The 24,296-nt window shown below is 44.7% G+C and carries 20 protein-coding genes; 1 reads left to right on the top strand and 19 read right to left on the bottom strand.

Annotated features, from left to right (window positions below; genetic code table 11):
• Window positions 1-35 precede the first annotated feature (35 nt).
• The 14 genes from tpiA to efp all read right to left on the bottom strand — a co-directional run bounded on the left by tpiA (window position 36) and on the right by efp (window position 18,501).
• Entirely contained in the window at window positions 36-842 is an 807-nt protein-coding gene (gene tpiA, locus HXT48_RS02665; protein ID WP_421793165.1) for a triose-phosphate isomerase, read from the bottom strand.
• 163 nt (window positions 843-1,005) lie between these two features.
• On the bottom strand, window positions 1,006-2,211 hold the full coding sequence (locus HXT48_RS02660) for a phosphoglycerate kinase (protein ID WP_102155099.1): 1,206 nt from the start codon (window positions 2,209-2,211) through the stop codon (window positions 1,006-1,008).
• 684 nt (window positions 2,212-2,895) lie between these two features.
• Window positions 2,896-3,843 (bottom strand): DNA-binding protein WhiA, encoded by a 948-nt coding sequence (whiA, locus tag HXT48_RS02655; RefSeq protein ID WP_012914259.1) that lies wholly within the window; start codon window positions 3,841-3,843, stop codon window positions 2,896-2,898.
• Between the two features lie 273 nt (window positions 3,844-4,116).
• Window positions 4,117-4,992, bottom strand: a complete 876-nt coding sequence (rapZ, locus tag HXT48_RS02650; RefSeq protein WP_100066708.1) for an RNase adapter RapZ — start codon at window positions 4,990-4,992, stop codon at window positions 4,117-4,119.
• An 80-nt stretch (window positions 4,993-5,072) separates the two neighbouring features.
• Window positions 5,073-6,266 (bottom strand): shikimate dehydrogenase family protein, encoded by a 1,194-nt coding sequence (locus tag HXT48_RS02645; RefSeq protein ID WP_076002916.1) that lies wholly within the window; start codon window positions 6,264-6,266, stop codon window positions 5,073-5,075.
• A 22-nt stretch (window positions 6,267-6,288) separates the two neighbouring features.
• Entirely contained in the window at window positions 6,289-8,709 is a 2,421-nt protein-coding gene (locus HXT48_RS02640; RefSeq protein ID WP_012914261.1) for a primosomal protein N', read from the bottom strand.
• 72 nt (window positions 8,710-8,781) lie between these two features.
• On the bottom strand, window positions 8,782-9,999 hold the full coding sequence (gene metK / locus HXT48_RS02635; RefSeq protein ID WP_012914262.1) for a methionine adenosyltransferase: 1,218 nt from the start codon (window positions 9,997-9,999) through the stop codon (window positions 8,782-8,784).
• 138 nt (window positions 10,000-10,137) lie between these two features.
• Window positions 10,138-10,422, bottom strand: coding sequence for a DNA-directed RNA polymerase subunit omega (rpoZ, locus tag HXT48_RS02630; RefSeq protein WP_004108619.1), 285 nt, complete (start codon window positions 10,420-10,422; stop codon window positions 10,138-10,140).
• 82 nt (window positions 10,423-10,504) lie between these two features.
• Window positions 10,505-11,113, bottom strand: coding sequence for a guanylate kinase (gene gmk / locus HXT48_RS02625; protein ID WP_012914263.1), 609 nt, complete (start codon window positions 11,111-11,113; stop codon window positions 10,505-10,507).
• 15 nt (window positions 11,114-11,128) lie between these two features.
• On the bottom strand, window positions 11,129-12,040 hold the full coding sequence (gene pyrF, locus HXT48_RS02620; RefSeq protein ID WP_004106386.1) for an orotidine-5'-phosphate decarboxylase: 912 nt from the start codon (window positions 12,038-12,040) through the stop codon (window positions 11,129-11,131).
• A 3-nt stretch (window positions 12,041-12,043) separates the two neighbouring features.
• Window positions 12,044-15,439: a carbamoyl-phosphate synthase large subunit gene (gene carB / locus HXT48_RS02615; RefSeq protein WP_076002918.1), complete on the bottom strand. Its 3,396-nt coding sequence runs from the start codon at window positions 15,437-15,439 to the stop codon at window positions 12,044-12,046.
• Between the two features lie 32 nt (window positions 15,440-15,471).
• A complete protein-coding gene (gene carA / locus HXT48_RS02610; RefSeq protein WP_102155098.1) occupies window positions 15,472-16,683 on the bottom strand; it encodes a glutamine-hydrolyzing carbamoyl-phosphate synthase small subunit in 1,212 nt (403 codons plus the stop codon).
• 607 nt (window positions 16,684-17,290) lie between these two features.
• On the bottom strand, window positions 17,291-17,770 hold the full coding sequence (gene nusB, locus HXT48_RS02605) for a transcription antitermination factor NusB (protein ID WP_102155096.1): 480 nt from the start codon (window positions 17,768-17,770) through the stop codon (window positions 17,291-17,293).
• Window positions 17,771-17,937: 167 nt separating this feature from the next.
• Window positions 17,938-18,501 (bottom strand): elongation factor P, encoded by a 564-nt coding sequence (gene efp, locus HXT48_RS02600; RefSeq protein ID WP_004111770.1) that lies wholly within the window; start codon window positions 18,499-18,501, stop codon window positions 17,938-17,940.
• Between the two features lie 129 nt (window positions 18,502-18,630).
• Between efp and HXT48_RS02595 the strand changes: the two genes are divergently transcribed.
• Complete coding sequence (locus tag HXT48_RS02595; RefSeq protein ID WP_421793164.1) at window positions 18,631-19,020, top strand: YccF domain-containing protein; 390 nt, start codon at window positions 18,631-18,633, stop codon at window positions 19,018-19,020.
• Here HXT48_RS02595 and pyrE read toward each other — a convergent pair.
• From pyrE to HXT48_RS02570, 5 genes are all read right to left on the bottom strand, one after another.
• Window positions 18,996-19,688 carry an orotate phosphoribosyltransferase gene (pyrE, locus tag HXT48_RS02590; protein ID WP_012914267.1) on the bottom strand — a complete coding sequence of 231 codons (693 nt, stop codon included), beginning with the start codon at window positions 19,686-19,688 and terminating at the stop codon, window positions 18,996-18,998. The genes HXT48_RS02595 and pyrE overlap by 25 nt on opposite strands.
• 96 nt (window positions 19,689-19,784) lie before the next feature.
• Window positions 19,785-20,786, bottom strand: coding sequence for a dihydroorotate dehydrogenase (locus tag HXT48_RS02585; RefSeq protein WP_421793163.1), 1,002 nt, complete (start codon window positions 20,784-20,786; stop codon window positions 19,785-19,787).
• Window positions 20,787-20,791: 5 nt separating this feature from the next.
• Window positions 20,792-21,688: a dihydroorotate dehydrogenase electron transfer subunit gene (locus HXT48_RS02580; protein ID WP_012914269.1), complete on the bottom strand. Its 897-nt coding sequence runs from the start codon at window positions 21,686-21,688 to the stop codon at window positions 20,792-20,794.
• Between the two features lie 94 nt (window positions 21,689-21,782).
• Entirely contained in the window at window positions 21,783-22,826 is a 1,044-nt protein-coding gene (gene pyrF / locus HXT48_RS02575; RefSeq protein ID WP_012914270.1) for an orotidine-5'-phosphate decarboxylase, read from the bottom strand.
• A 34-nt stretch (window positions 22,827-22,860) separates the two neighbouring features.
• A complete protein-coding gene (locus HXT48_RS02570; protein ID WP_012914271.1) occupies window positions 22,861-24,273 on the bottom strand; it encodes a dihydroorotase in 1,413 nt (470 codons plus the stop codon).
• Between the last annotated feature and the right edge of the window lie 23 nt (window positions 24,274-24,296).

Here is a 24,296-nt window from a genome sequence, read left to right as displayed (position 1 = left end):
GATTAAGTTTAATAATAACCTTTGACCGCTTAAGCTTATTTAGTCTCTAAACGTGTTTGCGCAGCCGTTAGTCGCACAATATTAGCAAGTTCTTGCGCATCAAGAGAAGCGCCACCAATTAAGAATCCATCGACATCTGGCTCCGCGATAAGACTTGAAGCATTAGAAGAAGTTACAGATCCGCCGTAAAGAATACGGACAGTATTTGCAACATCGTCACCGAACGTAACGCGCAAGTCTTCACGAATAGCCAATGCAGCTTCCTGAGCTGAATTAGCAGTGGCAACCATACCAGTACCAATTGCCCAAACTGGCTCGTACGCAATAATTAAACGCTTAGCTTGCTTCGCGTCTAAATCGCGCGTTACATCATGCACTTGCCCTACAGCAAAATCGAGCGCAACACCCTGTTGACGTTCTTTAAGACTTTCACCAACGCAAAGAATTGGCTGCATTCCTGCGGCAAGAACAGCTCGAACTTGATCAACTATATTTGCATCATCTTCAGGATGATACTTGCGTCTTTCAGAATGACCAACAATAACCATTGAACATCCAAGACTTGCAAGCATATCTGCAGAAACATCACCAGTAAAAGCACCTTGAGCAGTAACAGAAACAGCTTGAGCTCCGTACAATATTGGCAAATGGTCAGACTCAACAAGAACTTGCACGCTTCTTATTGAAGTAAAAGAAGGCATAAGTGCAATTTCACAATCGTGATAGTCGTAATGCGCGTCACGCAGTAGCCACGCAAATTTTTGTATAAAATGCGTAGCTTCGCGGTGATTGAAATTCATTTTCCAATTACCAGCGACTAACGGCTTTCTTTTGGAAACCATAATCACCCTTAAAAATTTACGATTGAGATTAATAGTATTGCGCAAATTAGTGTTATGCCGACCTCGATTTACAAAGCGGATTCATAAAATCGAAAGTCGGCATAAGCGAAAATATTTAGTTTATACTTGCTCGCGTAAATATTACTTACTCAAGCAATATTACTTACTCAAGCACACTCAAACCTGGAAGAGTCTTGCCTTCCAAGAACTCGAGAGAAGCGCCGCCGCCAGTAGAAATGTGCGAGAAGCCATCTTCTGGGAATCCAAGATTGCGCACTGCAGAAGCAGAATCACCACCGCCGACTATAGTGAAAGTGCCGTTCTTAGTTGCATCGACCAAGCCCTGGGCTACAGCGCGAGTACCGGCTGCAAACTCTGGAACCTCGAACACACCCATAGGACCGTTCCAAACAACAGTCTTGGAGTCAACAATCTTGTCGTGGAAAAGCTTCTGAGAGTCAGGACCAATATCCAAGCCCATCTTGTCTGCAGGAATAGCGTCTGCTGGAACTACTTCTGGAGCAACTGGAGTATCCCCTGCTGGGAAGCCAGCGTTCACAACAATATCGGTTGGAAGCACAAGCTCAACGCCGTTCTTCTTAGCGGTTTCAATGTATCCTTTAACCTTCTCGAGTTGATCCTCTTCAAGCAAAGAAGTACCAACTTCGTTACCCAAAGCCTTGAGGAATGTGAACACCATACCGCCGCCAATAACAAGACGATCAGCCTTAGAAAGCAAGTTTTCAATAACGCCGAGCTTGTCGGAAACTTTAGAGCCGCCGAGAACAACAGTCAAAGGACGCTCTGGGTTTTCAGTTGCGCGAGAAAGTGCCTTAACTTCCTTCTCAACAAGCAAGCCTGCAGCTGCTGGAAGATCGGCAGCAACATCGTAATTTGAACCCTGAGCGCGGTGCACAACACCAAAGCCGTCGGAAACAAATACTTCGCCAAGAGAAGCAATCTTCTTAGCGTAAGCTGCGCGCTCGGAAGCATCCTTGCTGGTTTCTTCCGCGTTGAAGCGCACATTTTCAAGCAAAACAACGTCGCCATTATTCATGGCAGCTACCTTAGCTTGAGCATCTTCGCCGTAAGTGTCTGCAGCCAAAACAACATTTGTGCCGAGCAATTCACCCAAACGCTGCGCAACTGGAGCCAAGGAAAGCTCTGAAACAACCTGACCCTTTGGACGACCAAGGTGAGCCATCAAAATCACCTTAGCACCCTGCTCACGCAAAGCCTTAATGGTTGGTAAAGCAGCACGAATACGACCATCATCAGTAATCGTCGTACCCTTGAGAGGAACGTTAAAATCAGCGCGAACCAATACGCGCTTACCACTCAAATCTCCCAAATCTTTCAGTGTCTTCATTGGTATCCTTTCCAAACCATATTGGCTTACCATATTTGACTTACATACTGGCTTACCGTGCCGGCTTACTTCGTTCAACAAAACGCAAAATCAGCCTCAAACATCAACACATTGCCGGGTGCAATTATACCGCACATCTTCAACAATCCCTATGAACAACGCAGCTTTGCACCAGTGCTCTGCTGACGTTGCGTCTGTAGCTTTGCAGTAATGCTTCTGCGAAAAGTGGTTTTGTAGCTTTGCAGTTGCGCTTTGCAAACGTTGCGTCTGAAGCTTTGCAGTAATGCTTTGCAAACGTCGACTATATGTTGCTTAGTGAACTTTGACATTAATGCTCTGCAGACGTTGAGTATTTATTGCTTGGCGAACACTAACATCGGTGCTGCTGCACACTCCACACCAATCACTCTTCCTACCACACCAAAAACAACTGCGATTGGAATTAACGAGTGAGGGGTGGGTGTTGCTTGGTCGAGCAATATAAAAGCGGAACGATAGTAATAATCTTGTTGACGAATACTATTTTTGCAGAGAAAGTAAGTAAAAAACTAAACTTAACTACGCAACCGCTAAGTCCAAGTAAGGTATAAGAGCGGAGCGCTGCGAGACAAGTAACACCCACCGCTCACAGCCACATAAAAAAACCCGACAGCCAATACAGCTACAAACCACGCAAAATCAGCATTAAAGCTGCTGCATACGCGACTTCTCAACCTTCGCTGAAAGCTGCAAAAGTCTACGAATTCGCCCTGCAATCGCATCCTTTGTAATAGGAGGATCAGCCAAGTGACCAAGCTCTTCCAAACTTGCGTCGCTATGCTCAAGACGAAGCTTTCCAGCCATCAACAAATTATCTGGAATATCGTCGCCCAAAATATCGAATGCGTGACGAACCTTTTCGCATGCCTCAGCAGCAGCCTTAGCACTACGACGCATATTCGCATCGTCAAAATTAGCCAAACGGTTTGCTTTTCCGCGAGCTTCACCGTCCGAACGCTTACCGGTCCATTCGCGAGCAGAACGAGGAGCACCAATCAAAATCAACATTCGCTCAATTGCGTCAGAATCGCGCAACGTCACTCGCTCAGAGCTACGAACCTGACGAGCCTTGGCGCTAATGCCAAGTCGCGCCGCCATAGTTTGCAAAGCATTTGCAGCCTCATGAGTTGGGCAAACAACTTCCAAATAGCTAGCTTTGCCAGGGTCGGAAATAGCACCGTGAGCCAAGAAAGCACCACGCCAAGCTGCTTTGATTTGGGCGATACTTCCACCAACAATCTCAGGTGCAAGACCTGCAACAATTCTCATACGTCGATCAAGAAGACCAGATTGCAAAGCCAGTGCTGCAGCACCACGCTCAACTACCACGTCATAGCGAACTACAGTGCCCGTAGGAGTTTGCCGAGAAACTTGAGCAATTGTTGCTTCCCTCTGGAAATAAGTTTTCAATACCTCAACAAGCCACTGAGCTGCGCGCTGAGAATCCAACTGAGCGCGAATAACAGCTTGATTATTTACTGGCCTTAAGCCGCCAGCAAAGCGCATCATTGCTGCAGCTTGAGCCATAATGACAGTCGGGAGCTCATTGTTGTTTGAAACGAGTTCATTTTTGACGTCGTCAAGAAGAGCCAAGGGACAACCTCCTACTTTTGTTCTTCTTAAAATATGAGTGCTGTTGGGTACTTGCATGATGCTGTGGCACACGACATGCCCGGCTTTCTGTGATACAGAATACGTTGGACATTTTACCGGTTTTTGCACATGCTTTACATGCTTTTAGTACAAGATTTTTTATATTTTATATAATTTACACAATTTTTATTTAATTTTTTAATTAATTTTAATTGATTAGTTTCATAATCGCATTTCACTACTTTACTTTTTGCTACTTTACTTCTCCACTTACTATGATCTTCTCTGTAGCTCTCTTGCAGATACTGTAACTTGCAAACCGTGCAATCTCAAACGTCTAGCAAGCTCAATACTTACGGCAACAGAACGATGCTGACCGCCAGTACATCCTACAGCAATAGTCACGTAATGCTTGTCTTCTTTAGCGAATCCGTCGATAGCTGTAAGAAGCGCATTTTCGTAAGAATCTAAGAATGTAATTGCCGCAGAATTCGATAAAACATAATCTTGCACAGCTTGATCCTTACCTGTAAGCTCCCTTAATTCAGGAACCCAGAAAGGATTCGGCAAAAATCGCATATCGGCAACAAAATCAGCGTCCATTGGCATGCCGTATTTAAATCCAAAGCTGAAAATATGCACAGAAACAGTAGAAGAGCCTTTTCCAAGCAATCCTTCGTAAAGCTTTGTAGAAAGTTGGTGAATACTAAGTGCAGAAGTATCGATAATAATATTTGCGCAATCTTTCAGATGACTGAGCAGCTCTCGCTCTTCTAGAATACCGTCAATAAGTCTGCCACCGCGCTGCAAAGGATGCGGTCTACGCACAGACTCGTAACGCTTGATAAGCACAGCATCTGAAGCATCTAGAAACAGAATTCGCGTTTTTACACCAAGGTCATCAATATGCGCAAGAACTGCAAACAGGTCGTCGAAATATCCTCTAGAACGCACGTCAATAACAGCAGCAAGCTTATGCACTTTAGAACCGGATGAAGTCATCATATCTACTAGCGGTATGAGCAGTTTTGGCGGAAGATTATCGATAACATACCATCCCATATCTTCCAACGCGTTAGCAGCGTGCGAGCGCCCAGCTCCGCTCATGCCTGTAATTAGCATAACTTCAAATCTGTCAGATAGTTGCATACTAGTCGACGCGGAACGTTGCGTAGTATGTTGCGCATCACGTTGCACATCACTTTGCGTAGTATGTTGCGTATTATCGCTCATAATGCCTCCTGTAAGGCTTTTCGCATGAGACTACTTAAGTCATCGTAATATCTAGCCTTGTCAGCACTAGGTTTATAACCAAGCTCAGAACCAGTCTCAGCACAATCCTCAGCGCCAGTCTTAGCACAATTCCCAAAATTTTCTTTAGATTGCCTGTACTCAATCGTCATAAGACTTACTTGTGCTAAAGCTTGTTGCAAAAGCATTTCTTCTCCGCCAATAGCGCAACCGTATTGTTGCCATACACTAAGTAGCATGCTTGGGCGAGGATCGTAAACTACGTCAAGCAATGTTCCTAATTTCGTTTGATTATTCGCACTATCTTGACAGTACGCTTTCAACGCAAGCGCAATTGGATCTGCTACATGCGCTGGAACTGTGCTTATGACTATGTCTGCTTCTGCGATTGCACGAACAGCTTCGAGTGAATTTAAAGATTTCAAAATGAGAGATTTATCACATTCTGACAATTTTTCTGCACTCAATTTTTCTGCGCTATAGTCTGCAAATTTTGAAAATACTTCTTCGCTTATTGTTGGGAACTCAATACCTTGCACAGGCTCATACATAGCGTCATTTTCTTCGCTTTTATTATTTTGACCTATGCTTATTTTATTTGGAAAATCAGCGCAATACTTTTGTATAAGATTATTAAAACGTTCAACGCCTTTTACACTACCGTCATCTTCAGTTCTAGCAACAACTTGCACTTGCTCAAGCTTTGCTACTTGCGCAATTTCAATTAAAGCTGCCAATGCAGAGGACGCAGTGTTGCCACTGCCAATAATAACAGCCTTTTTTACTTCGCATATGCGCTCATGTAATGCTTGCATAAATGTTATTAATATGCCACTTACGTCAGTGTTGTATAGCTTTATTTGCGATTGCGAAGCGGTTGCTGGGTTGCTAGTAAAAACTGCAGTATTTGCCACGTTAAGCGCGCGCGACCAGTAGTCGCAAGGTGTACCGAGTTTCATTACGGTTTTTTTAAGCGGCATAGTAAGGCTTAAGCCTTTCCAAGAATCGTCAAGATGCGCAATAAAATCGCGAAGCTCTGTTTCGCTTACTTTTTCCTTACTATATTGCCAATTTGTAAGACCTAAAACCTTATAAGCCGTGTTGTGAAGCACAGGAGACAGCGAATGCGAAATAGGATCTCCCAAAACTGCGCAATGATATGTTTTTAACATTTTTCTCTCCCCTATTAGTAAGTTAGTACGCTAATAAATCTTTTGGATCAACACAAAAACGCAACTCTCCTGCAGCACGTGTTGCTACGTGACGAGCTACTTCCTTGTGCAATCGGTTCACTAATTCTTGTCTTAAATAAAGCGGAACTCTTACTACAGCTTTTACACGGTCGTAAATATCGTCAAAATGCTGGTATCTGTCTGTAACAGGCGGATGCATTGGAACAATTCCTAATAATGGAGAAATTGCTGAAAAATCAGCATCTTGACTACTTTCGCACCCAAGATTTTCTTGCATTGCACCAATGTTTTCAAGCGCACGCATAACCGCATCACGAGCACCCCATACGCATGCTGCAGTTACACAAGGCGGCAATATTGCTTGAGCTCTTTCTGAAAGCTCATTGCAAGAAAGTTGAGTCGTATCCCACAATGTAAGCGCACGCGCAAGAACAGGATACGTTTCGCCAATCAAAAGCACACTTCCTCCGCGCGCTCTAGGAGCACATAAAGCAGAAGCTTTCATCCACGAATTAAGTGTATCTATTCGCGCATCAAGCCCCGAAGCGTACAAACTTACCCACGTATCGAGTATTGCTACAACACCATATTCTCCGTTACAATTTGCGTCTTGCGTTTGTACGCGAGGCTCACATCCAGGAGTTGCAACAACAATTACAGGTTTTTCATCAATACACTGGATAATTCCGTTCGGTTGGTGTTGTGACGAAATAATAATAGGCACGTTGCGAAATAGTTTAGATAATTCTTCTGCAACACCAGCAGCGCCAACTTGTATAACTCGCATATTGCTACTGCCACAATTAGAACAAGACCAATTTATTGCACTAGCACCACACCACGAGCAACGTGCTGTTTGCTGACTATTTGCAACATCGAGAGGCCCGGTACATCGTCTACAGCGCGCTTGACGTTTGCAAGAAGAGCATATAGCCGATTGCGTCACGCCATCTTGCGCAATAGAAAGCAGCACAGGCTTACCATCCGAAAGAGCATCATTAATAGCTCTTACTGCGCTATGCGGTATGCGAGCGCCAATACTTGGGTCAGCTAATTTCAATAAAGCTTCACGATTAAGCCAACGAACCCACGGAACTAACTTTTCGCGAGCAAGTCTACTCGCACTTACAGGGATGCTAGATCCGCTTATTGTTTCAGCAGTTTTAGCAGATTGAGTAGTTTGAATAACTTTAGTAGTTTGAACGGATTGCTCACCTTGCGCATCTTGCGCATTCGACATATAGCAGTCTACTTCACTTTGACTAAGCGCGCTTCTGGAATACGACATTGACACAAATACGCCGCCATGCCTTTTCGCACGAAGCCGCATAACGCCACGCGCTTGAGCATACGGCATCATGCCATCAGCATATTGGTACGCGCAATCTTCAACAATCGCAAATAAAGCATCTCCCTCAACTGGAGCATACATTGCAGCTCTAGTGCCAAGAACGCAAGGAACTATTCCGGACGCGATTGCACGCCAAGCTCTATATCTATCAGCTGGAGGATCCGCAGCACAAAGTCGAGCAACATCGCCATCAAAACTTCCAGCAGAAAAACCACGATGATTCTCACTGACGCGCTTATATGGCTTTAATCCGTAAACCATTAGCGCGCGCATTACATCATTTACTTCTCTTAGCGTCGGCAAAACTACAACAGCTTGCTTACACGCGCTTAAAGCAGTGACAATCATCCACGCTAAATCTTGTGCAAGTCGGCAAGAACCTGGTAAAGCGTCTACAATAAAAGATTGAGAAGAATTATTTTCTGCTTGCTTGACTAATTGATTTTCTGTTTTATTTTCACTAAAACTTGCGTCAATAGATTTTTTGATTAATGCATTGTATAAAATATTTGCATTTTCGTAATCATAAATCATGCGAGAAGTTGTAGCGTAACCTGGGTTTGTATTGTTATCGTTTTGCAAACGCTTCTTAAGATTTTCACGCCACTGTTTTCTGCGTTGCAAGCGTATGTTGTCAAAAACTTCCTCATGCTCAACACGAGCTACGCGTTGAGGCACAGCAAGACGCAAAATATTTGAGCTAGTTCCACCATAAGCTTTAGCTATGGCGTCAATATCGTCTCGCAAAGATTTAGAAAGCAAAACATCTGAAGGAAACACGCGCTCTAAAAATCTTAAAGCAGTATGAGGGGTGTCTGTATGCGAAGAACGAGACCAAATAACTCCAGTGAGCTTTTGTGCTCCAAAACGAACGCGTACAAACGCCCCAGGCTGAGCAGATTCATCTTGATCTTGCGATATCAAGTAATCAAAAGTACGACCTAAATGTGAAGCTTGAACATCAAGCATCACATGCGCAATAGGGCATTCATTAGCAGGCACTAGAGAAACAGCATTGCGCTTACGTCTTGTTTTACGCGCTAAGCCGTCTAGCGAAGGTTGCTCTGCCATAAATAACCCTTAGTTTTACTTGAATTACATCACATAATTACTGTTATTTTACAGCAAAATTTATCAATAAAACTACTTTTTTAGCGCATCTTTCAATTGCTCAATACGATTCGTTTCTTCCCAAGGGAATTTGACATCCGTACGACCAAAATGACCATAAGCTGCGGTTGGAGCATAAATTGGCTTAAGCAAGTTAAGCTCATCAATAATCGCAGCTGGACGCAAATCAAATACTTCACGCACAGCACGCGCAATATCTGCACGCGTAATACCTTCAGCTTCAGTTCCGAAAGTTTCTACGTTTACGCTTACAGGATCAGCAATACCAATAGCATAAGCAACTTGAACTTCTGCCTTATGAGCTAAACCAGCTGCCACAATATTTTTTGCAACCCAGCGAGCTGCATAAGCTGCAGAACGGTCAACTTTGCTAGGATCCTTACCGGAAAAAGCTCCACCACCATGATGAGCAGCACCACCATAAGTGTCAACAATAATTTTTCGACCAGTTAAGCCCGAATCAGCTGCAGGACCTCCCAAAACGAAGGAGCCAGTAGGGTTTACAAGCATACGGTACGAATCGTGCGCAACTTTTTGAGCAAGAACTTCGTCCAACACAGGATTAACAACATGTTCAACAAGCTGATCTTGTAACCAGTCTCTAGAAACTTCTGGGTCATGCTGAGTAGAAATAAGCACAGTATCCAAACGTTTAGGCAATCCTTTTGAATCATACTCAATCGTTACTTGAGTTTTCCCATCTGGACGCAAATGCGCAACAGTGCCATCTTTACGAACTTTAGCAAGCTTTTGAGCTAAACGATGAGCAAGATAAATCGGCAAAGGCATTAAAGTATCTGTTTCGTCGCTAGCGTAACCAAACATAACACCTTGATCGCCTGCACCTTGAGCAGCGTAGTGCTCCTCACGAGAAGATGCACTCTCGCAAGAAGCATCCAACCTAGCAACACCTTGATTAATTTCTGCACTTTGCTCAGTTAAAGAAACCATAACACCACAAGAATCAGCATCAAGACCAATTGTGGAGCTCGTGTAGCCAACATTACGAACAACTTGACGCACGATTCCCGGAATATCGCTATAAACTTCACCACGCACTTCGCCAAAAACCACAAACTGACCAACGGAAGCACAAACCTCTACAGCAACATGCGCATGAGAATCCTGACGAAGCATATCGTCCAATATAGCGTCAGCAATTTGATCGCATAACTTGTCAGGATGACCTTCAGTTACAGATTCTGCAGAAATTAATTTACGTTCTTCCACATTTCCCCCTTACGTTTATAGTCGATAAGGCTAAATACAGGCTAAATAAAGTGAAAAACGCAGCCGTGCATCCGCTTTATTGAGCACGGATGATACGCGACTGCGAATACCCATAAAGACGTTTATTAGCAAGGCTTATTAATTACCTTCGCTTAAATCGTCCTCACCAAGAGTCTCTTCAAGCAATCCAGCATTAATTTCGCGGAAAGCAATAGCTAAAGGCTTTTCTTGATTTTGATACTCAACTAGTGGGCCAACATTTTGAAGCAAACCTTCATTAAGCTGAGTAAAATAAGCATTAATTTGACGTGCTCGTTTTGCAGCAAATAAGGCAAGCGCATACTTGGAATCCGCATGTTGCATTAAATCATCAATCGGTGGATTCGCAAGACCAGTAGGTGTTGGCTGAGTGCCTAATGCCATAATATTCTCCAAATTCTATGGTGCCACAATAGTTCCAAAAGGCTTATTATATGCTATCGATTGGATATTGCGTAAGTTTTAACTATAAGTCGTATTCGCTTGCAATAACATTCCACAGTTCATCTGCGGCACGCTCAGCATTATCGTTCACAATAACAACATCAAACTCTTTAGCTGCAGCAATCTCAACTTTAGCGGTTTCCAAACGTTTTGCTTGCTGCTCAGGAGTTTCAGTACCACGACCAATAAGACGACGCTTAAGCTCTTCAAAGCTCGGAGGCGCAATGAACACGTACACGACTTCTAATCCAAGACGAGCTGCCTCTTGTTTTACACGCCTAGCTCCTTGCAAATCTATTTCCAACAAAGTAGGAATATCTTGCGTAAGATGATCCAAAACAGGCTGAAGAAGGGTGCCATAATGAGCCATGCCATGAACCAGCGCAGTTTCCAAGAATTCGCCATTACGCTTACGACGCTCAAATTCTTCTTCATCTAAGAACCAATAGTGAATACCATTAAATTCACCAGGTCTAGGCGCACGAGTGGTAGCAGAAACAGATAGCCAAATATGTGGATGCTTCTCACGAAGTATGCCTTCTACTGTGCCTTTACCAGCCGCAGTAGGACCCGTTAATACGATTAATCGACGTCTAGACTGCGAAACTGCAGTCTCATCCGTGGCACCCATTTGTTTACCTCTCGTTTACACACATTCGCCTGAATCAACAAGAGCCTGACGAATATCCAATGCTATGCGTTCAGTTGCAGCCGAAAGTTCACCAATATTTGGACCATGCGACGCAATCGAACGCGAAACAGTTACCAATACATTACCATGTGTACCAGCAAAAACACGCTTTAAATCGTCAGCTTCTGCACCTTGCCACCCATAACCAGGAGAAAGAATTGGACCAGTAAAACTGGTTACGTCAATTCCACCACCGTTCATCCAGTCGCCAATAGTCGCTCCAACAATTAAACCAACAGAACCCATTCCTTTAGTTTTATTGTTAAAACTTTGAGCCGTTTGAGCAATTCCGTGAGCTACAGTAGTTCCGCGGTAAGTTCCGCTTTGCCTAATAGCAGTTTGCAAACTTGCGCCTTCGCGATTAGAAGTTAGAGACGCAATAAAAACACCGCGACCGTTATTAAGAGCTTCGTTAATTAAGCCGCCCATAGAACGTGCACCATAATAAGGAAGCAAAGTAATAGCATCAGCAAGAAGCGGAGCTCCAGGCTTAAAATATGCGTCTGCAAGCGCAGAAATAGTAGTAGACAATCCTCCATGACCGCAATCAACAATAGTAATAATATCCATTTGACGAGCGGCATACAGCACACGCTCAAGCGCTGCGAAACCCTTAGAACCATAGCGCTCAAACATGCTGGATTGGAATTTAACTGCCGCTGCCCTACCATTCATAGCTTGCAGCATGCGCATAGAAAAAAGTTCAGCTCCAAGAGCATCCATGTTGTATCCCCAATTAAGCAGCATTTTGCGATGAGGATCGATTCCAACACACAATGGTCCATATTTTGCCATAGCGTTCTTCAAACGCAAACCAAAATCGGATCGTTGCGCCTGCACTTCTTGATCACGAATGCTCTCGGTCATGTATTAAGCCCGACTTTCTTGACTTTCTGCCTGTTCAATTGCAAACAACTGCTGAGCATGTTCTTGTATGCTCATCACCTGATAATCGTTGTTCTTAACAGCTTCAATAGCCATTAATACTGGTGCGAATTCGGTAATAGTAGTGAATTGCGGAAGATCAGCTGCTACAGCTGCTGCACGAATGGCATAACCATCAGTGCGCGATCCCCTTGAATTCGGCGTATTCAATACCATATCAATCTTACCATTTTCGATAAGCTCTACAACATTCTTACCGATTCTTTCATGTGCTTTCTCACTATTTGGCATATCCTTCGCCGTGTCGCCCTGACTAGAAAGCTTATCGACAATCACGGAATCAATACCATAACGACGAAGCACAGAAGCTGTACCTTCAGTAGCCCAAATCGTAAAACCAAGCTCCACTAATCGCACTGCAAGAAGCGGAAGTTGACGCTTATCTGCATCACTTACAGACACAAACACGTTGCCGCTGGTAGGCAAACCACCCTTGTATGCTGCAAGCTGGCTCTTAGCAAAAGCATGTGGGAAGTCACGATCGAAGCCCATAACTTCGCCGGTAGAACGCATTTCTGGTCCGAGCAAAATATCAACCGTACGACCAACAGGAGTGCGGAAACGCTTGAACGGCAGCACAGAAGCTTTAATAGCAACTTGCTGACCTGGATGAATATCACCACCATCGCCTTGCGGAAGAAGAAGTCCACGCTTGCGCTGCTGTGCAATTGTTTCACCAGCCATAATTCGAGCAGCAGCTTTAGCAAGAGCAACACCAGTAGCTTTAGAAGCAAACGGAACAGTACGAGACGCTCGAGGATTTGCTTCAATTACATACAAAGTGTTTGCCATAAAAGCGTACTGCACGTTAATCAGACCGCGAACTGAGCAGCCGCGCGCAATCGAAAGCGTGCCTTCGCGAAGGCGGCGAATTTGATCGTCCGAAAGCGTGCTTGGAGGAAGAGTACAAGCAGCGTCACCAGAGTGCACGCCAGCTTCCTCAACATGCTCCATAATGCCGCCAATATAAAGCTCGTTGCCGTCGTAAAGCGCGTCAACATCAATTTCAATAGCGTCCTGAAGGAACTTATCAATCAAAAGCGGCGAAGGCAAGCGGCCAGAAACAACAGTGTCTGCTCGAGCTTCATCCAATGCGCGATCAACATACTTTGCAAGCTGAGCGTCGTCGTACACAATCTCCATTCCGCGACCGCCGAGTACGTAGCTTGGACGCACAAGAACTGGGTAGCCGATTGCGTGAGCTGCATCTTTTGCTTCCTCAAGGCTTAAAGCTGTGCCGTATCGAGGAGCGTTCATGCCTTCTTGACGAAGAACTTCGCCGAAAAGCTCACGATTTTCAGCCAAATCGATAGCCTCAGGAGTCGTTCCCAAAATTGGAACTCCTGCAGCTTTAAGACGAGCAGCAAGCGAAAGTGGCGTTTGGCCACCAAGCTGCACAATCACGCCCTTAACAGGTCCAAGCTTCTTTTCTGCTTCGTAAATTTCAAGCACATCTTCGAAAGTAAGAGGCTCAAAGTAAAGGCGGTCAGACATGTCGTAATCTGTAGAAACTGTTTCAGGATTGCAATTAACCATAATGGTGTCGTAATCCTTGCCCAATTCCTGAACAGCGTGAACGCAAGTGTAATCAAACTCAATACCCTGGCCGATTCTGTTTGGACCAGAGCCAAGGATAATCACAGCTTCGCGATCGCGCTTCTTCAACTCGCTTTCGTCAGCGTAGCAAGAATAGTAGTACGGAGTTGCTGCGTCGAACTCAGCTGCGCAAGTGTCAACAGTCTTGTAAACAGGGCGCAAACCGTAAGCCCAACGAAGCTCACGAACCATGTTTTCGCCTTCGTCGCCAAGATTACGCAAATGCGCAATCTGCACGTCCGAAAGACCAGCAAGCTTAGCACGCTTCAAAACTTTAGGAGTTAAGGTTTCAGCTTCACGAACTGCGAGCGCAGTTTCGTTAATTTGAGCCAGCTGCTCTACAAACCAAGGGTCGATTTTTGTTGCTACAAAAATTTGATCTGGCGTTGCTCCACCCCAAAGCGCGCGCTGGATTTGCAAGTAGCGATGCTCGGTTGGAGTATGCATTTCTTCAAGAAGCTTATTAACTTCTTCCTTGCTTGGACGCTCGCCATCCCAGCTAAAGCACGCGTGACGCTTGTCGATTGAGCGCATTGCTTTTCCAAGGGATTCCTGGAAGTTTCCAGCCAAAGCCATTGCTTCGCCAACCGACTTCATAGAAGTTGTAAGCGTGGTGTCTGCTCCTGGGAACTTTTCGAAAGCAAAGCGCGGAATCTTCGTTACAACATAGTCGATTGTTGGCTCGAAGCTTGCAGGAGTTGAACGCGTAATATCGTTTTGAATTTCATCCAAAGTGTAGCCTAAAGCAAGTTTCGTTGCGATTTTTGCGATTGGGAAGCCAGTTGCTTTAGATGCGAGCGCGGAAGAACGAGACACACGCGGGTTCATTTCGATTACGATAATGCGACCAGTTTGAGGGTTGATTGCGAACTGAATATTGCAACCGCCGGTATCGACGCCAACGCCTCGAATAATAGCGATACCGATATCGCGCATCTTTTGATACTCTCGGTCGGTAAGCGTAAAGCAAGGAGCTACTGTAATCGAGTCGCCAGTGTGCACGCCTACAGGATCGACGTTTTCGATTGGGCAAACAACTACGACGTTATCTTTTGCGTCGCGCATAAGTTCAAGCTCAAACTCTTTCCAGCCTTCAATGCCTTCTTCAATAAGCACTTCGTTTGTTGGAGAATAGTGAATGCCGGCTCCTGCAATGCGGTGAAGCTCTTCTTCGTTATGAGCAATACCAGAGCCCAAGCCGCCCATTGTGAAGCTTGGACGTACTACTACCGGGTATCCTAAAGTTTCAACAATTTTGTCTACTTCTTCAATCGAGTGAGCAATAAAGGATTTTGCTGACTCAGCTCCGGCTTTTTCAACGACTTTTTTGAAAAGCTCTCGGTCTTCGCCGCGGTCGATTGCTTCCAAAGAAGCGCCAATAAGCTCAACGTTATATTTTTCTAGGATTCCTGCACGACCCAAATCCATTGCAGCATTAAGTGCAGTTTGACCACCAAGCGTTGGAAGAAGCGCATCCGGACGCTCCTTTGCAATAATTCGCTCCAAAATCGAAGTGTCAATTGGCTCAATATATGTTGCGTCCGCAAGTTCCGGGTCGGTCATAATCGTAGCCGGGTTAGAGTTGACCAAAATTACGCGAATGCCTTCTTCGCGAAGAACTCGGCAAGCCTGCGTTCCGGAATAATCAAACTCTGCAGCCTGACCAATAACAATCGGGCCGGAACCAATTACCATAACCGACTTAATATCAGTACGTTTTGGCATAGTAAACTTCTCTTTCCGTAAATCTTAAAATCTTACTTGCTTTTTCGAGTGTTTTCGCGCATCAATTGCACAAAACGGTCAAATAGATAGGAAGCATCGTGCGGGCCTGCTGCAGCTTCCGGATGATATTGCACTGAGAACGCTGGAATATCAAGGCATTGCAAGCCTTCTACAACATTGTCGTTCAAGTCAATATGCGAAACTAGCACGCGACCAAAGTGACCGTTTCCATAAGGAGATTGGACAGGACCGTCAAGAGGAGCGTCCACTGCAAAGCCGTGATTATGAGCTGTAACTTCCACTTTTCCGGTTGTAACGTCTTTTACAGGCTGATTAATACCGCGGTGACCAAACTTCAGCTTGTAAGTGCCAAAGCCGAGCGCGCGACCAAGCAACTGGTTTCCAAAGCAGATACCAAAGAACGGGTAGCCTGCATCCAAAACTTTACGCAAAAGCTCAACTTCGCGATTTGCTTGGCCAGGATCTCCAGGACCATTCGAGAAGAATACACCGTCTGCGTTAAGAGCTTGCAGCGATTCGAAGCTTATTGAGGAGCTTACGACGTGCACACGGCAGCCGCGCTCAGCCAAACGGTGAGGAGTCATGGATTTAATACCAAAGTCAACTGCTACAACCGTGTAAAGCGGATCTTTTCCTTCAAAATCACCGCAAGGCTCAATCGTATACGTTTCTTTAGTGCTGACTTCATCCGTTAAGCGCAAGCCTTGCATTTGAGGAGTCTGCTTAATTTCGTCAACGAAAGAAGCAACGGTACGAAAAGCCCCGGTTGACGAATCAACCAGGGCCTTATTAGAAAAAATGCCGGCACGCATAACGCCTACCGAGCGTAAATGACGTACCAGCTTTCGAGTATCAATACCACTAATGCCAACGATACCTTGCTTTTGTAAATCGTCTTCCAAGGAACCTTCAGCTCGCCAATTGCTAACTACTGGGCTTGGCTCCTTAACCACGTAACCTGCAACCCAAATGTGGGCAGATTCTGGATCTTCATGATTCATTCCCGTATTACCTATATGTGGGAATGTTTGAACTACGATTTGTTGATCATAACTTGGATCAGTTAATGTTTCTTGATAACCAGTCATGCCCGTGGAGAACACAATCTCAGCGCGCGTAGAACCTTGCGCACCAAAAGGCTTACCAACGTAAACCTGACCATCCTCCAACACCAATACTGCATCATCACTGCCGAATCCGGCAAAGGTGTCGTTGTAATCCACCTTAACCCCCTTATGGCTTTAGGATATTCGTGGTAAGTCTACTCAGGTTGGCGGACGGGCGACGCGCCGGCAATAAGTTATTGCGCGTTATGTGTTCTTGAGTATCGTCTATGAGTTTTGTAACTGATTTAGTTTTTTGGTTTTGACGAGGCTAGAAAAATTGTGTTTGCGCTTATAGCGCTCGTACACTTTGCGTGTACTCGCTGCTGAGCTTGCGTTGAAAGCACACCGTGCTTTCAACTTGAGCAAGCTCACGCTCCGAGTTGCCTTCGCGCGCTACGCTTTAAGCGCTTCGGCAGGTCGTCACGCCCAGTCCTTCGGGCGCTCTGGCTGCTAAAAGCGCTTATTGTGTTCGCCTATATTTAAAGAATGTAGCTTCTCAGTCCTCTTTTAGCACTGAACACAATTTTTCCAGCCTCTCAACACACTAACCAACAACACAAAACTCATAGACTCGTGCAAAAAGTTACGCAAAGTGCGTGGAATAGCGCAATAACTTACACTTTGTCTTGTAATTGATAGGAATGTTTAGCGTGGCGTAAGCAGAGCATTAATGCTAGTGTTACCCAATCAACAGAAATCGATGTCTGCGAAAATACTAACTCAACTACTCCTGAGTGTCAGCAGTAGGTTCCGCAGCCTCGTCGCTAGAGTCTTGAGATTCGCCATTAAACTTTGCCAAGCAAGCATCTTTATCTGCCATAATCGCGCTTAGTAAGCCGTGAATAAACGCAATAGCTTCGTCATCGCTATACATTTTTGCGAGCGCAATCGCCTCGTCAATAGCAACTTTATCTGGAATCTCATCGTTAAGAAGCATTTCCCACACCGCAATGCGCAAAATATTGCGATCGATAACAGCCATTCTGCCAACTTTCCAGCCAGTCGAATAGCGGTTTAGCGTCTTGTCGATTCTGTTACGTCGCTCTCCTACGCCTCGAACAATCTCAATAGCGTACTCTGGGAGCGGAGTTTGAGCGCCAGGCTCCTTAACTCGCTCCTCAAGCAAAGAAAGAATATGCTGATTCTTCTCATCCGCCTCATACAGCGTATTCAAAGCCCTTTTACGAGCGGTAGAACGTGCCATCGTAACGCCCTTCTGTGTAACGTATAAAAATTACTTAATAAAGTTGTATCAAAAATTACGCGACCCAGCAACGAATAATCGCCACCGGGTCACTCTATAAAAATTATTGAGAAATAAATAGCTAATTTAATTAGATAACTAATTATTTTAATTAGATAATTAATTCTTTAGTTTTCACGACCAAGATAAGAGCCGTCACGAGTGTCGACCTTCACCTTTTCGCCTTCACCCACAAAGAGTGGAACCTGGATTTCAGCACCGGTTTCCACTGTTGCAGGCTTAGTACCAGCGTTAGAACGGTTGCCTTGCAAGCCTGGCTCAGTGTGAGTAATAGTCAAAATCACTGAAGCTGGAAGCTCAACGCTCAAAGGAGTACCGTCATGGAAGCTTACGATGCAGTCGGTGCCCTCAAGCAAATACTTGCTCTGCTCGCCAACTAAAACCTTAGGAATATAAACCTGGTCGTAAGTGGTCATATCCATAAAGACGAAGTTGTCGCCATCTTCGTATGAATATTGCAACGTGCGGTTATCAACGGTCTCGAACTCCATCTTCATGCCGGCATTAAAAGTCTTGTCGACAATCTTGCCCGAGAGCACGTTCTTAATGGTGGTACGCACAAAAGCAGGACCCTTGCCTGGCTTCACGTGCTGGAACTTAACGACGGTCCAAAGCTGACCGTCAAGGTTCAAAACCGATCCATTCTTAATATCATTGGTAGTCTGTGCCACGAGTTACCCGTTTCTTTCGCTAATAGGCTGCAAATTAAGCAGCTAAGAAATAAACCTTGCTTATTATGCCACAAAGTGTCAACTTATGCATTCGTGTACCGATAGCAGCGAAATTATATACTTAATAATATGAAACTTCTTGGCAATATTGTGTGGCTGATATTCGGCGGTCTCTTCATTGCTGCAAGCTGGTTACTTATAAGTTTCCTTCTTTGCATAACCGTTATTGGCGTACCATTCGGTATTCAAACATTCAAAATGGCAAAGCTCACACTCACGCCATTTGGAAAACACGTTATTTACCGAGGCGGCACTAGCACAATTTGGAACATATTATGGATTGTATTTTTCATTGGGCCAATGCTTGCATTAGGTTATATCGTTTCAGGATTCATTTGCTGCTGCACAATTGTTGGCATTCCATTTGGCATACAATCTTTCAAAATGGCAAAACTTGCGTTGTGGCCGTTTGGTTCCGAAATTGTAGAAGATAGTTACGCACCATACGTACGCAAGTAATCTGCAGCGCGCGAAGCTAATTCCTCATCCATAACTGGCTTACCGTCACTATTAGTGAGTTTTTGAGCTGCAGCGAAAATTTCGCGCACATTTGCAATTGGCAAAACTGGGAATCCAAACTCCTGCTCTACTGCTTTTACTGCAGAAAGCTCACTGTCTTTCGTGCGTTCCATTCTGTCTACTGCCAAAATCAAGCCAACAACTTGCACATTTGCTTCCGCTTTAAGCTTTGGCAAAGTTTCGCGAACTGCAGTTCCAGCAGTCATCACGTCGTCAACTAACAGAACTTTCATGCCGTCTTTTAACGGTTTTCCAACCATAATTCCGCCGTCGCCGTGGTCCTTTCGTTCTTTGCGGTCGAAAGTAAAACCAACAGGCATATTGTGATTATTCGTCAAAGCCATTGCCGTAGAAACTGCCAGCGGAATGCCCTTATAAGCAGGACCGAAAACAGTGTCGATATCTTGCGGAAGTTTGCCGTCTTCGATTGCTGCAACAACGCGCTGAGCATAGTACGCGCCTAAGCTCGCGATTTTCATGCCGTCGTCAAAAGCGCCAGCGTTAATAAAATAAGGTGATTGACGACCAGATTTCAGTGTAAAGTCACCAAATTTAAGCGCGCCTGAATCAAGCAAAAACTTTGTAAAACGTTCGTCTAATTCTGCCATAATTAGCTCTCTTTCTTAAAATATTTTTAAATACTTTCTAAATAATTTCTTAAATATTTTCTAAATACTTTTTAACTACCTTTTAAATACTTAATTTCAGCGCCAAGTCTTTCCTTCGGCAAGTAAAGACGCAAGCTTTGGACGAGAATCAAGCAAATCATCAAGCTCGCGAGCAATGCGAATAGGAGCAGTAGGATCCACCAAAGCGGCAGCACCAACTTCTACAGCATTAGCGCCAGCATACAAGTATTCCAAAGCTTTTTCGCCGGAATCAATGCCACCAATGCCAATAATTGGAATATCTGGCATAGCTTGACGAACTCGCCACACAAATCCAAGACCAATCGGGAAGATTGCAGGACCGGAAACACCGCCTGTGCGGTTTGCAATAATAGGCTCGCCTGTTCGAATATCAATTCGCAAACCAACAAGCGTATTAATCATGCTTAAAGCATCTGCTCCAGCATCAACTGCAGCTTTGCAAATCGAGACAATATCCGTCACATTTGGCGTCATTTTTACAATCATTGGCTTATCTGTCATTGCGCGAAGTCGCTTAATTAAGCGGTGTAATGCCACCGGATCCGTGCCAACGCTCATTCCGCCGTGAGTTACGTTTGGGCAGCTTACGTTAATTTCAAGCATGTCTGCAGCAGAATCTGCAAGCTTTTCAACAACTTGCGCATAATCGTCGTCACTGTGCCCTGCAACATTAGTAATAACAAGCGCTCCCATTTTCTTTAGTTTCGGAAGCTCGTCTACTAAGTAGTGGTCGACGCCAGGATTTTGCAATCCAACTGCGTTTACCATGCCAGAAGGAGATTCTGCAGTGCGCGGAGAAGGATTTCCTTCCCACGGAACAGGTGAAACGCCTTTTGTGCAAATTGCGCCGAGTTGGCTTACGTCGTAAAAACGTCGGCAAGCTGCAAGCTGGAAAGTTCCAGAAGCTGTACCAACCATGTTTTTCCACTTAACGCCTGCAACTTGAGTTGGATGTTTCCAAACGTGGCTAGTGTCAAAGCCAAGAGTTTCAGCGGAATTTGTTGCGGAATTTGCGTTATTTACAGAATTATTTTCGTCATTATTTACAGCATTCATATTTTTTACTCCCAACCCAAACGATTCGCATCAAAAACAGGACCGTCGTTGCAAACTTTCAGCCTGCCTTCCAAAGTGTCAACAACGCAAGCAACGCAAGTTCCGTATCCGCAGCCCATACGCGCTTCCAAACTGAGTTGGCATTCAATATTTCTTTCATGCGCCCAGTGAGCTACGGCTTTCATCATAGGCAAAGGACCGCAAGACAAAATCACCGTTGGTAAATCGTCTCCAAAATTAAAATGCTGACTTTCTTCAAGCTCGTCTAGCAGCGTAATAACAGTTCCTTCAGCATTCGTAATACTGTGTACGTCTGAAATATATTCTTTCGTTAAATCATCTGCAAAACGCTTATTACGGTAGCCAAGCACTGCCGTTACGCTAGAATCTTCACACTTTGAAAGCGCTTGAGCAGCACACAAAATAGGTGGCACACCCAAGCCGCCACTGACCAACAGATAATGTGCAGGTTTGGAAATATTAAAGCCAAGTCCCAAAGGTCCAAGAGCGTCAATGCTATCTCCTGGCTTAAGCTCAGCAAACTTAGCAGTGCCTTTGCCAATCACAGCAAAAATCAAAGTAAAAGTATCGCCTTCTACGCTTGCAACTCCAAAAGGACGCGGAAGCATAGCAGTCGGGTCAGGGGAATACAAGTTCACAAATTGCGCAGGAGCAGCTTTTTTAGCAATCTCAGAATCTCGCAAAGTCAAACGGTACACGCCTTCGTCTAGCTTCTCATTATTGAGTACTTCTACAGCTCTACGCCCCCAAAGGCGCGAATATTTTGCATTATTGCTTTCGTCTGCAGAACTTGAGCCGGAAGAATCAAAAGCGTCTTCACGTAACGTAATTATGGCGTTTCCAGAGGCTTTTCGCGTTGGAATAAACATGCCATCACTCATGTGGTTTCCCCTACCCTTGTATGTGTTTTGTACCGTTGCGTTTTATTTTTAATTTTAATTATATTTTTAGTTATATTTATTTTAGTTATACATTCTAGCGATACACTGCATTTCTCAAGTCGTCACGCATATTTTTCGCAGCAACAGCTGCAGAATCACGCACAATATCAAGAATGTCATCGAGAGACATGTGCCCTTGATTTTTAGCGTAATCTTCAGACTTTTTCCAAGCACCAATAATACCGCGCGAAGAATTGACAATAGCACCTTCAGAATTTGCATCAAACATTCCAGCAACATCTTGAGCAGTACCGCCTTGAGCACCATAGCCTGGAACCAAGAAGAAAGTGTGCGGCATAATCTCGCGCAAATGCTTGCCCTCCTGCGGATGCGTGGCACCTACAACTGCACCAACTCTTGAATAACCGTGCTTACCAATGCTTGAAGCACCCCAGTTCTCAATCAAATCAGCCATATGCTCATACACTGGCTTGCCATCTTGCAAAATAAGCTCCTGCAGCTCTTTGCTAGAAGGATTCGAAGTGCGAAGCAGCACAAAAATGCTTTTATCGTGCGCTACCGCTTCATCGATAAAAGGCTTCACGCCATCCGAACCCATATAAGGGTTTACTGTAAGCGAATCTTCATGCCAAACGTCAAGATTTTTAGAGCTTTTTAGAAGATTTTTAAGAGATTGAGGAAGCGCGTTACCAGTAGCATTTTCGTCTTCAAAATATGAAGAAAGATTAGCGAAACCGCTTAAATGAGCAGCATACTGACCAGCTGTAGAGCCAATATCTCCGCGCTTTGCGTCACCTATTACAACTAATCCTTGCGATTTTGCGTATTCGCAAGTCATTGCGTACGTGTCCATTCCAGCGGAACCTAGTGCTTCGTACATCGCAATTTGCGGCTTTACAGCCGGCACAAAATCTGCAACCGCGTCGATAATAGCGCGATTAAACTCAAAATAAGCTGTAGCTAAAAGCGTTGGCAGCGCATCCTCGCCTTCTACTTCTTGCAAAACTTCGTCCGCAAGAGAGCTAATAATTTCGGCTGGTACAATACCTGGCTTAGGGTCCAAGCCCACAACACTAGGATTTTGCTTGGCTGCAATCGCTTCAATAAGTTCGTCCATAATTTACTACCATTCCAAATTTATATTTAATCAATCACATTCTCGAGAAAGCAATTTCTGAACCAATAATCGTCGCAACAGGTCTGCCTGTAAGTTGCCATCCCTCAAAAGGAGTGTTTCGAGCTTTTGAATGGAACGAATTTGCGTCAACCGCCCAATTTTCGCGCATATTAATCAGCACTAAATCAACGTTTTCAGGGTGCTCAGTAATACTTAAACGCAGCGTTCGCTTGTTTGCGCATCGCGAAGAAACGTTAAGCAAAGCCGCAATATCAGTAGGTCTTCTGCTCATCAATTGCATTGGATTTACTGCCATCAATTCGATTAAATGCTTATCGTCCGTATATCCTGCATCAACAAGCACTTTGCGGCACACACCATACGCGCACTCAAGCCCAATAATTCCGTTAGGAGTGCTTGCAAAATCTCCTGACTTTTCTTCCGCAGTGTGAGGCGCGTGATCTGTTGCAATCATGTCAATTGTGCCATCCGCAATAGCAGCGAGCGTTGCTTGCCTGTCCACTTTTGAACGAAGAGGAGGATTCATCTTAGCCATAGCACCATATCGCAAAACATCCTCATCACATAAAGCTAAATAGTGAGGCGCAGTTTCGCATGTAATTGGCAATCCCTCTTTCTTCGCTTTACGAATCGCCTCAAAAGCAGCAGCAGTGCTCACATGCTGGAAATGCACGTGTACGCCAGTTTCGCGGGAAGCATCAATATCTCGCTGAACAATTGCAAGCTCAGTAGAAGCTGGAATTCCACCAACACCAAGCATTTTTGCAATCGGACCCTCGTTTACAGCTCCCGTATCATGATGCTCACAATGCTCCACGAATGGCAAACCAGTTTGTTTTGCCATAGCTAACACATCTCGCAAAATTGGCTCAGGCACTGCAGAACCGTCGTCGCTTATGGCAGTAATTGGATGCTTTTTCATTGGAGACGTTTTTTCTGCGTCTTCAATTCCAGCAACATACTTTTTCCAAAGCTCAATATTGCTTGGTTTTAAGCCTTTACGACCCAAAGATGCGCACACGCTTAAATCGTAGCGAACCGGCAATTTTACGCCGTAAATGCAGCCGTAACGCTGCAAATAGTCGATTACGTTTTCTACATCAAAAGGAGCGTCATTCCAAGGCTCACCGTCTACCGCAGGAACAGTATTTGGCATAATCAAAACTTGCGTATAACCGCCAGCCGCAGCAGCCTCACTGCCTGTCATCATTGTTTCTTTTGCGGTTTGCCCTGGATCTCTAAAATGTACATGCGGATCTGCAAAGCCAGGAGCAACAACCCAATCGCTTGCGTCAATGTCGCCAGTAACGCGCGCATTCTGCTCTATAAGGGCATCCTGACGAACGCCATCAACAATAAGATCAATACGTTCGCCAGTATCCCACACAGAGATATTGCGCAAAGTTAAGGTGCCTGATTCGTTCATTTCACTCCTGGTTTTGCGTAATT

The organism is Gardnerella sp. KA00127 (assembly GCF_049244125.1).
GTDB lineage: Bacteria > Actinomycetota > Actinomycetes > Actinomycetales > Bifidobacteriaceae > Bifidobacterium > Bifidobacterium swidsinskii.
This window is presented reverse-complemented; position numbering and strand designations above follow the sequence as displayed.

Coding starts and splice junctions, on each gene's coding strand:
- HXT48_RS02660 (WP_102155099.1), bottom strand. CDS start 2,211: ATGAAGACACTGAAAGATTTGGGAGATTTGAGTGGTAAGCGCGTATTG.
- gmk (WP_012914263.1), bottom strand. CDS start 11,113: ATGGGTGCCACGGATGAGACTGCAGTTTCGCAGTCTAGACGTCGATTA.
- nusB (WP_102155096.1), bottom strand. CDS start 17,770: ATGGCACGTTCTACCGCTCGTAAAAGGGCTTTGAATACGCTGTATGAG.
- HXT48_RS02595 (WP_421793164.1), top strand. CDS start 18,631: ATGAAACTTCTTGGCAATATTGTGTGGCTGATATTCGGCGGTCTCTTC.
- HXT48_RS02585 (WP_421793163.1), bottom strand. CDS start 20,786: ATGAATGCTGTAAATAATGACGAAAATAATTCTGTAAATAACGCAAAT.
- carB (WP_076002918.1), bottom strand. CDS start 15,439: ATGCCAAAACGTACTGATATTAAGTCGGTTATGGTAATTGGTTCCGGC.
- HXT48_RS02570 (WP_012914271.1), bottom strand. CDS start 24,273: ATGAACGAATCAGGCACCTTAACTTTGCGCAATATCTCTGTGTGGGAT.
- pyrF (WP_004106386.1), bottom strand. CDS start 12,040: ATGACCGAGAGCATTCGTGATCAAGAAGTGCAGGCGCAACGATCCGAT.
- pyrF (WP_012914270.1), bottom strand. CDS start 22,826: ATGGACGAACTTATTGAAGCGATTGCAGCCAAGCAAAATCCTAGTGTT.
- HXT48_RS02640 (WP_012914261.1), bottom strand. CDS start 8,709: ATGGCAGAGCAACCTTCGCTAGACGGCTTAGCGCGTAAAACAAGACGT.
- HXT48_RS02645 (WP_076002916.1), bottom strand. CDS start 6,266: ATGTTAAAAACATATCATTGCGCAGTTTTGGGAGATCCTATTTCGCAT.
- tpiA (WP_421793165.1), bottom strand. CDS start 842: ATGGTTTCCAAAAGAAAGCCGTTAGTCGCTGGTAATTGGAAAATGAAT.
- HXT48_RS02580 (WP_012914269.1), bottom strand. CDS start 21,688: ATGAGTGATGGCATGTTTATTCCAACGCGAAAAGCCTCTGGAAACGCC.
- rpoZ (WP_004108619.1), bottom strand. CDS start 10,422: ATGGCATTAGGCACTCAGCCAACACCTACTGGTCTTGCGAATCCACCG.
- pyrE (WP_012914267.1), bottom strand. CDS start 19,688: ATGGCAGAATTAGACGAACGTTTTACAAAGTTTTTGCTTGATTCAGGC.
- rapZ (WP_100066708.1), bottom strand. CDS start 4,992: ATGCAACTATCTGACAGATTTGAAGTTATGCTAATTACAGGCATGAGC.